Below are 9,321 nucleotides of genomic sequence, written 5' to 3'. Positions count from 1 at the left end.
AGCCATGATCTCGCCGCCGTCGAGCAGGTCGCCGACCGGGTGGTGGTGATGCAGGGCGGGCGGATCGTCGAGCAGGGATCGCGTGACGAGATCTTCGATCGTCCGCAGCATGACTACACAAAGGCACTGCTCGCGGCCGCGCCCGTGCTGGACTTTGCGGGGGCGGCAACGGCGCGCGCCTCGGGCTGAACAGGATCTTGCGTGTGAAGCGTTTTGCCGATCGATCCAGGTCTTGAACCCGGCGGCATCGGTCACGGCATGCGGGATTTCGCCAGCACGCAGTGAATGCCCTTGTTGCCGTCGACCAGCTGCGTGACGCGCAGGTCTGCGGCGATCGAGCAGAGCGTATAGGCATCCTGGGCGCTGAGGCCGCTGTGCTCGCGGATCAGCGCGATCATGTCGCGCAGCGCGGCCTTGGCCGCGTCGTCGAGATCCTCGTCAAAGCCCATGGTGATCCAGTCGGACGCAGTCTCTGCGCGCGGCGAGGCGAGGCGAAGATCGCGGCGGACGTGGAATTCGAAGGTGCCGGTGAGCGCCGCCTCGATCGCGGTCAGGCAGACTTCGCCATCGCCCTGGAGCGCGTGGCCGTCGCCGGCGGAGAACAGCGCGCCCGGCACGAAGACCGGAAAATAGAGTGTGCTGCCGGCGCCGAGCTCCTTGTTGTCCATGTTGCCGCCGAACGCGCGCGGCTCCTTCGAGGACAGCCGGCCCCAGGCGGGCGGTGGCGCGACGCCGAAAATGCGGAAGAAGGGGGAGAGCGGCAGCTCCTGTCCCCAGGGCAGTTTTGCGACGTTGCGCGCGCGGTCCAGCGGAATGTGGATGCGGCGGAACTCGGGAAAATCCTCAGGCAGCGTGCCGAGCGTCGGGACCTGGAGATTCCAGCCCCAATTGCAGCGAAGCTCGATGCTCAGCACGCGCACTTCGAGGACGTCGCCGGGCTCGGCGCCCTCGATGTAGACAGGTCCGGTGAGAAGGTGCGGGCCCGGACCGCGGAACGCGCTTGCCAGCACCTCCGCATGTCCGGGCACGACGTCGAAGCCGAGCGACGGATCGGGCAGATCGTCCGGCTCGCCCGAGAGGGTCTCGATGGTGACGCGGTCTCCGGATGCGATCCGGAGCACAGGCTTCAGACGTCCGTCCCAGAGTCCCCACTGGACGTTTCCGGGGGTGGATCGCAGGACGAAGTCCATGTCTGACGTTACCTTCCCGCGCTGCTCGCAACGATCGAGGAAGGCGAGGTGACGTGCTTGCCCAGCGCAAGATAGACCAGCCCCGAGACCCCGATCCCGAACAGCCAGCTCAGATCGGCCCCGCCCAGGAGGTTGATCGAGACCGGCCCCTGGAGCGCGCCGACGAGGCCGTCCTCCACCAGCCATCCGGCGACGAGACCGGCGAAGAACGCGATCATGCCGGCCCAGTTGATGTCGCCATAGGCGCTGGTCTCCGGCGAGCGGTAGAGCTCGGCGACGTCGATCTTGCCCTTGCGCTTGAGGAAGAAATCCGCAAGCACCACGCCGGCCCATGGGCTCATCCACAACAACAGGCTGATCATCCAGTTGTCGAACGCTTTCGCAAAGGACGGCGCGAAGATGAAGTACAGCGTCACCAGGTAGCCGGCCACGCCGACGATGACGGTGAGCCAGAAGCGCGAGAACTTCAGCCCCGCGCTCAGCGCCGCCAGTGTCGCCGAGTAGACGTTGAGGATGTTGGTCGCGATCGGGCCATGCAGCACCATCAGCAGAACGAGGATGCTGACCGGCCCGCCGAACACCGCGCTGACCATCTTGGCGGGATCGGTGTCCAGCGTCGTCGAGGCGATGGTCGCGCCGAGAATGCCGAGCCAGACCGTCGGCACGAACATGCCGACATAGCTGTACCAGAACACGGATTTCGACGATACGCTTCGCGGCACGAAGCGCGAATAGTCGGAGGCCCAGGTGACCCAGGAAATGCCCCAGCCGACGCCGATCGCGGTCATGAGCAGGGTCAGCATCGCCAGATGCGCGCCCGGCGGCAGCGAGGTCGTCAGGCTCCAGTTGACGACACCGGGGCGCGTCCAGGCCAGCACGCTCATCAGCACCATGATGGCGATGGTCGGCGGCACCGTGTATTTCTCGAAGGTGCGGATCGCGTAGAACCCGTAGACGCCGATCAGGACCTGCGCCGCCATCACCAGCGTGATGATGACGATCTCGATCAGCCAGGTGTCGGGCACGCCGAACTGGCCGAGAATGYCGATTGAAACCTTCACCGGGAAGTAGGTGTTCACGCCGATCCAGCCCAGCGTCATCACGAACATCAGGATGCTCGGCAGGTAGGCGCCGCGGACGCCGAACGCGGATCGGCTCAGTACCATCTGGTTGACGCCGGTCTTGTGCCCCATCACCGTGAAGGTTGCGAAGATCGCGCAGCCGACGATGTTCCCGAGCACGATGACCGCGATAGTCTCCATCAGTCCGAGCTTCAGGATGATGCCGAGCGCGCCGAGCGCCCAGTTGACCGGCGCGATGTTGGCGCCGGCCCAGATCCACATCTGCTGCGGTCCGGTCGAGTCCCGGTCCGCATCCGGAATTGGCTCAATGCTGTGAATATCAGCGCGAAGTTCGGAATCCGTCATGACATCCCCCAATACGAAGCACGCTGCGCATCGTCGCAGCATAAATCGTGCCATTGGTTGCACAGCCGCCGGAGCGGGGCGTGCGCCGATGCCGGATGCAATGTGGTTCGCGCCGGATTGCTGTTGAGATTTCAAATGCGATCGACGTCACGCGCAGGCTTGTATCGGCTCACGTCGAGCCACCTGCTTGCAACCCGGCGACCGGCGCGGAGCCTCAGGGGCTTGCGCGCGCGAGCAGCGGTACGATGATAAATTGGGCAGCCCAACTCAAAAGTGCAGCAGCCGCTTCTAGTCGAATAGGGCAGCGGCGCTGTCGCGGCTGGGATTGCCGGCCACGATGCGCTGCATCATTTCGATGAAGAGCGCCTGTTCCCGCTCGCTCAAATCGCCGAGCGTCGCACGGTGCGCCCGTCGTGCCGCGCCTTCGATCTTGACCAGCAGGGCGGCGCCGGCAGGCGTCAGGCGGCACAATCGCGCGCGGCGATCGTCCTTGTTGATGGCGCGCTCGACCAGGCCTCGTGCGGCGAGCCGCTTCAGCGCACCGGTCGTCGTCGTTCGATCGAGGGMGATATCGGCCGCCAAAGTGGTCTGATCGGCGGTTTCGCGCACCGCCAGCGCCGAGAGCAGGCTGTATTGCAGCGGTGTGACCTCGAACGCGCCGCAGGCTTCCTGAAACAGCGCGACATGAATCTGGTGCAGCCGCCGGATCAGATAGCCGGGACGTTGCGACAATGGCCAGGGGCGGTGCTTGCCCCCGCTGCGACGCGTCTTCCCCTGCCGCAATGCACGCTCTCCCAAGCTGGAACCCCGCCGCGCTTAGCTCGATTCGAGTGCGCCCGCCACCGTCAGATCATGGCACGAAGCTTGCTTTTGTCAAAATGCGAAGCATGCTTCGTATTTCCGGGGCGAAGCAATCGCCGCCGTGAGGAGAGGAGAGCGCCATGTCCATCACTGCCAGCTTCGACCTTCTGCTGCGCGGCGGTCGCGTGATCTGTCCGGCCTCGGGCGTGGACGGCATCCGGGACGTCGCCATCCGCAACGGCAAGATCGCCGCGGTCGCGCCGGACATTCTGCCGACGAGTGCGAAGGAGCTCGTCGATGTCGGCGGCAAGCTCGTGCTGCCCGGGCTGATCGATACCCATGCGCATGTCTATCAATATGTCTCCGGCCGCTTCGGCATGAACCCCGACATGGTCGGCGTGCAGTCGGGCGTGACGACGGTGATCGACCAGGGCGGTCCATCCTGCATGACGCTGCCCGGCTTTCGTCATTTCATCGCCGAGCCGTCCCGTACGCGCGTCTATGCCTTCCTGTCCGCCTATCTCGTCGGCGGACTCGAGGGACATTATTATCCGCAGCTCTACAGCCCCGACGGTGTCGACATCGATGCGACCGTCAAGGCGGCGACGGCCAATCTCGACATCGTGCGCGGCATCAAGGCCCATGCCGAGATCGGCGGCTTTGCGCGCTGGGGCATCCGCGTCATCGAGATGGCGGCGGAGATCGGCAAGCGCGCCGATCTGCCGGTGTATGTGCATTTCGGCCAGCTCTGGGGCCTGCCCGAGAGCGGCGCCAATGGCGAGGATGCCGATACGATCCTCACGCGCGTGATCCCGCTCTTGCGCGAGGGCGACGTTCTCGCCCATCCGTTCACGCGCCACCCCGGCGGCTTCGTCAACCGCGAGGGCGAGGTGCATCCGGTGATCCAGGCGGCGCTCGATCGCGGCCTGAAGGTCGATGTCGGCCACGGCAGCCATTTCTCGTACCGGCTTGCGAAGAAGGCGATCGCCGCCGGCATCATTCCAACCACGCTCGGCGCCGACATTCACGGCTACAACACCCACGTGCCCGCGCCGGCCGGAACGCCCGACCAGCACGAGGACGAGGAGAACCATCCCTTCGCAGGGCAGGCCAAGTTCAGCCTGGTCCAGGCGATGAGCTCGATGATGGCGCTCGGCCTGTCGCTGGAGCAGGTGGTGCCGATGGTCACCGCCAATCCCGCAAAAATGCTCGGCCGCAGCGCGGAGATCGGCGCGCTCAAGGTCGGCATGGACGCCGACGTCTCCGTGCTCGCGGAGAAGAACGGCCGCTTCGTGCTCAGGGATAACGAGAAGAACGAGGTGATCGCCGAGCGCCTGCTTCAGCCGGCCTTCTGCCTGCGCGCCGGCACGCGCTTCGACGCGGTCGCGCCGATCCTGCCGCAGGCCGTCGCGGCGTAAGGCCGCGCGGTGATGGAGAACGCCGGCGTGCGCAACGAGCGAGAGTTTCCTTCAGGCAGATCCGGGCAGGGCGTCGGCGCACGGCTGCCGCGGAAGGAGGACGACCGCCTGATGCGCGGCCGCGGCCAGTTCGTCGCCGACATCAGGCTTGCGGGTCTTCAGGACGTCGCCTTCGTGCGCAGCCCGCTGGCGCATGCACGCATCCGCGGCATCCACGTGCCCGAGCGTCATCGTGGCAGCGTCTTCACGGCGGCTGATCTCGTCGGCGTCAAACCGATCCGCGCGGTTTCAGGACTTCCGGGTTTCAAGATCTCGGAGCAGCCGGTGCTCGCCACCGGCAAGGTGCGCCAGGTCGGCGAACTCGTCGCCATGTGTCTCGCGCCGACGCGGGCCGAGGCCGAGGACATCGCGGCCTCCGTGACGCTGGATCTGGAGGAACTGCCCGCGATCACCGACATGYTGAAGGCGCGCGAGCCGGGCTCGGCGCTGGTGCACGAGCATTGGGGCGACAACGTCTTCCTGGAGACCAATTACGAGGTCGACATATCAGCCGCGCTCGACGCGCCGATCAAGGTGACGCGCGAGATTTCGACCGCGCGGCAATGCATGTCGCCGCTCGAAGGCCGCGGCGTGGTTGCGACCTTCGATTCCAGGCTCGACCAGCTCACGCTGCATTCGGCGGCCCAGATGCCGCATATCACGCGCAGCGGACTTGCCGAATGCCTCGGCATGGAGGAGGGCCGGATCCGCGTGATCTCGCCCGATGTCGGCGGAGGCTTTGGCCACAAGGGCATCCTGCTGCCTGAAGAGGTCTGCCTGTCCTGGCTGACGATGCGCTGCGGCCATCCCGTGCGCTGGACCGAGGACCGCCGCGAGCATCTCGTCGCCAGCTCCAATTGCCGCGAGCACCACTACAAAATCACGGTCTATGCTGACAGCGACGGGACGTTGCGCGGCATCGATTGCGAGGCGACCGTGGATTCCGGCGCGTACTCGTCCTACCCGTTCTCCGCCTGTCTCGAAGCCGCGCAGGTCGCAAGCATTTTGCCGGGTCCCTACAAGATGCCGGCCTATCGCTRCCGCACCTTCTCGGTTGCCACCAACAAATGTCCGATCCTGCCGTATCGCGGCGTCGCGCGCACCGGCGTCTGCTTTGCGCTGGAGTTGATGCTCGACCTCGTGGCGGCCGAAGCCGGGCTCGAGCCCGGCGAGGTGCGGCTGCGCAATCTGGTGCAGCCGGAGCAGATGCCGTTTGACAACATCACCAGGAAGCATTTTGACAGCGGCGACTATCCGGAGGCGATGCGGCGCGCGCTCGCCGCGATCGATGTCGAGGCCATTCGCGCCAAGCAAAGCCAGGGCGAGACCGGTGGCCGCCGCATCGGCGTCGGCGTCTCCATCTATTGCGAGCAGGCGGCGCACGGCACCTCGGTCTATTCCGGCTGGGGCATCCCGATGGTGCCGGGCCATGAGCAGGCWTCGGCGCGGCTGACGCCGGATGGCGGCCTCGAGCTGCGCGTCGGCGTGCATTCGCACGGACAGGGCATGGAGACGACGCTTGCCCAGGTCGCGCATGAAATGCTGGGAATAGACGTCGCAAAGATCCGCATCATCCTCGGCGACACCGCGATGACGCCCTATTCGACGGGCACCTGGGGCTCGCGCTCGATGGTCATGGCCGGCGGGGCGGTGGCCACCGCCTGCCGTGAGCTCGGCGAACGTGCAAGGCGCATCGGTGCCAAACTGCTGCAGCATGATCCGGCTTCGGTCGTCCTTCAGAATGGCGAGGTGCGCGGCGTCAATGGCAGCGTCAGCCTGAAGGCGATCGCTCACACCTGGTATCGCCGCCCGCAGGATCTGCCTGTTGATGTCGATCCCGGCGGGCTGGAAGTGACGCAGGGCTACAAGCCCGTGCGCGACAGCGGGACGTTCAGCTACGCCGCGCATGCGGCCGTCGTTGCGGTCGACCCTGATGTCGGCGAGGTGGAAATTCTTGACTATATGATCGTCGAGGACGGCGGCGTGCTGGTCAACCCGATGGTCGTTGACGGCCAGATCTATGGCGGCCTCGCCCAGGGCATCGGCACCGCGCTCTACGAGGAAATGCCGTTCGATGCCTCCGGCCAGCCGCTGGCGACGACGCTCGCCGACTATCTGCTGCCCGGTGCGACCGAGGTCCCGGCGGCACGCCTCGATCACATGGAGACGCCGTCGCCCTACACGCAATTCGGCGTGAAGGGCATCGGCGAGGGCGGGGCGATTGCGCCGCCCGCCGCGATCGCCAATGCCGTCAACGACGCGCTGCGCCCGCTCGGTGTCGAACTGATGCAGTCGCCGATCACGCCCCATCGTGTCGTCGCAGCCGTGCTGGCCGCGCGCGCGGCCGAACGGAGCGCGGCATGAAACCGGCGCCATTCAGCTACGAGCGCCCGCGCGATCTCAATTCGGCACTGTCGATGCTGGCAGCAAGCAATGGATCTGCGAAGATCATCGCCGGCGGCCAGTCGCTCGGGCCCATGCTCAATCTGCGGCTGGTGCAGCCGGAGCTGATCGTCGACATCTCCGGCCTTGCCGAGCTCAAGCAGGCCGGGCTTTCCGGCGGCGAGCTGGTGCTCGGGGCCCTGGTGACGCATGCCGACGTCGAGGACGGGCGCACGGCCGACGTGACCCGCGGCGCCATGCGCGGCGTCGCGGCCAACATCGCCTATCGCGCCGTGCGCAACCGCGGCACGATCGGCGGCTCGCTCAGCCATGCCGATCCCGCCGCGGACTGGGTTTCCGCGCTCGCGGCCTTGGGTGCGCGCGTTACGCTGCGCAGTCTTACCGGTGCGCGCTCGATGGCGATCGAGGCCTTCGTCGTCGGTGCGCTGGAATCGGCGCTGCAAACAGGCGAAATCGTCGAGGCGATCCATGTGCCGGCCCGCGCTGTTTCGGCGCATTGGGGCTATGCCAAGAGCTGCCGCAAGACCGGCGAGTTCGCCCACGCCATCGGCGCGATCCTTGTCGATCCCGCCGCCGCCTCGGCGCGTGTCGTGATCGGTGCGATCGATACGGCGCCGATCGTCGTGACCGATGCGGCGGAGCTATTCGGCGGCCGGATTGCGGCCGACTACAAGCAGCGTTTCGACATCAGGGTCGCCGATACTCTCCTGATGAAGGCCGGCATCGACGATGTCGCGCAGCGCCATATCCATGTCAGCGTGTTGAAGCGCGCCGTCCTGGAGGCCGCCGCATGAATACGATCGCGCTTCATGTCAATCGCCGCGCGGTGGAGGTGTCGGCCGAGCCGCGCACCAGCCTTGCCGATTTCGTGCGCGACAAGCTCGACCTGACCGGCACGCATCTCGGCTGCGAGCACGGCGTCTGCGGCGCCTGCACCGTGCTGCTCGATGGCGTGCCGGCGCGCTCCTGCATCACCTATGCGGTGGCCTGCGAGGGCGCCGACGTCACCACGATCGAGGGCCTCGATGAGGACGAGGTCACAACCGAGCTGCGCGCCGCCTTCACCCGTGAGCATGCGCTTCAATGCGGCTATTGCACGCCCGGCATGCTGGTTTCGGCGCGAGACCTGGTGTTGCGTCTGCCTGATGCCGACGAGCGGCGCATTCGCGTCGGCCTGAGCGGCAATCTCTGCCGCTGCACCGGCTATGTCGGCATCGTGCGGGCCGTGCAGTCCGTGATCGAGGCGAGGCGCGCGCGCAACATCGCGCCGCAGGCCGATAGCGGCCGGACCAGTCTCGGCCCCGCCGGATCGGGGCGAGCCACGTCAGACCGAAGCGAGCCTCAGCCTGCGCGGCAGGCGTTGGCCGCGGCATCAGACGGCGCCGCGGCAGGCACCATTCCCGACTTCACCCCGGCATCCGTTCTCGATCAGCGCTTCACGCTGCTGCACCCGCCGGCAAAGGTGTTTGCGATGTTCGACGATATCGCCGGCATCGCCGCCTGCCTTCCCGGCGTATCGCTGACGGCGCCGCCAAGGCCCGAGCGCGTCGAAGGCGTGATCCGGGTCAGGCTCGGGCCGATCGCAGCCGCCTTCGAGGGGGCCGCGCGCGTCGAACGCGATCCCGCGACGCTCTCCGGCTGCATCGTTGGCATCGGCACCGACCAGCGCAGTCATTCGGCGACACAGGGCGAAATCCGTTATCGCCTGGTCCCGCTCGAGGGCGGCACGGCGACCGCCGTCGAACTGTCAATAGGCTACACGCTCACGGGCATCCTGGCGCAGGTCGGCCGGCCGGGCCTGGTGCGAGATCTCGCCAGACGCCTGGTTGCGGAGTTCGCGGGAAATCTCGACCGCCACATGTCGGGCGCGCCATCGGCGCAGGCGGCCCCGGCGGAGCTCAGCTTCTGGTCGCTTGCATCAGGCGTTTTGCGCGCCCGGCTCGCGCGCGTCCTTGGCCGCGTCTTCACCGGAAAAGGTGGAGCGGAATGACCGGCGCGCGCGCCGCAGAGTGACGAAGCCTGGACTGCTAGACATCAACAGCG

8 protein-coding genes are annotated in these 9,321 nt (G+C 66.8%); 5 read left to right on the top strand and 3 right to left on the bottom strand.

Annotated features, from left to right (window positions below; all coding sequences use genetic code 11):
• Positions 1-189 (top strand): ABC transporter ATP-binding protein (locus AC1D00_RS00205; protein ID WP_477009253.1); only part of this gene is annotated, 189 nt, incomplete at its 5' end.
• Positions 190-251: 62 nt separating this feature from the next.
• Here the strand turns inward: AC1D00_RS00205 and AC1D00_RS00200 are convergent.
• The 3 genes from AC1D00_RS00200 to AC1D00_RS00190 form a co-directional block, all read right to left on the bottom strand.
• Positions 252-1,190: an acetamidase/formamidase family protein gene (locus AC1D00_RS00200; RefSeq protein ID WP_477009252.1), complete on the bottom strand. Its 939-nt coding sequence runs from the start codon at positions 1,188-1,190 to the stop codon at positions 252-254.
• Positions 1,191-1,198: 8 nt separating this feature from the next.
• Positions 1,199-2,617 carry a cytosine permease gene (locus tag AC1D00_RS00195; protein WP_477009251.1) on the bottom strand — a complete coding sequence of 473 codons (1,419 nt, stop codon included), beginning with the start codon at positions 2,615-2,617 and terminating at the stop codon, positions 1,199-1,201.
• Between the two features lie 288 nt (positions 2,618-2,905).
• Complete coding sequence (locus AC1D00_RS00190) at positions 2,906-3,400, bottom strand: MarR family winged helix-turn-helix transcriptional regulator (protein ID WP_477009250.1); 495 nt, start codon at positions 3,398-3,400, stop codon at positions 2,906-2,908.
• Positions 3,401-3,558: 158 nt separating this feature from the next.
• Here AC1D00_RS00190 and AC1D00_RS00185 point away from each other — a divergent pair, with 158 nt between their 5' ends.
• Genes AC1D00_RS00185 through AC1D00_RS00170 form a run of 4 tightly spaced genes read left to right on the top strand, consistent with a single transcriptional unit; the run spans position 3,559 to position 9,268 of the window.
• Complete coding sequence (locus AC1D00_RS00185; protein WP_477009249.1) at positions 3,559-4,836, top strand: amidohydrolase/deacetylase family metallohydrolase; 1,278 nt, start codon at positions 3,559-3,561, stop codon at positions 4,834-4,836.
• A gap of 12 nt (positions 4,837-4,848) precedes the next feature.
• Positions 4,849-7,239 carry a xanthine dehydrogenase family protein molybdopterin-binding subunit gene (locus tag AC1D00_RS00180; protein ID WP_477009248.1) on the top strand — a complete coding sequence of 797 codons (2,391 nt, stop codon included), beginning with the start codon at positions 4,849-4,851 and terminating at the stop codon, positions 7,237-7,239.
• Positions 7,236-8,072, top strand: a complete 837-nt coding sequence (locus AC1D00_RS00175) for an FAD binding domain-containing protein (RefSeq protein WP_477009247.1) — start codon at positions 7,236-7,238, stop codon at positions 8,070-8,072. Before AC1D00_RS00180 ends, AC1D00_RS00175 begins: the two co-directional genes overlap by 4 nt.
• Positions 8,069-9,268, top strand: coding sequence for a xanthine dehydrogenase family Fe-S subunit (locus AC1D00_RS00170; protein ID WP_477009246.1), 1,200 nt, complete (start codon positions 8,069-8,071; stop codon positions 9,266-9,268). Before AC1D00_RS00175 ends, AC1D00_RS00170 begins: the two co-directional genes overlap by 4 nt.
• Positions 9,269-9,321 lie beyond the last annotated feature (53 nt).

It is taken from the genome of Bradyrhizobium sp. P2_E8, from assembly GCF_056403875.1.
Note: the sequence above shows the minus strand (reverse complement) of the source record. Positions and strands in the feature narration are given on the sequence as shown.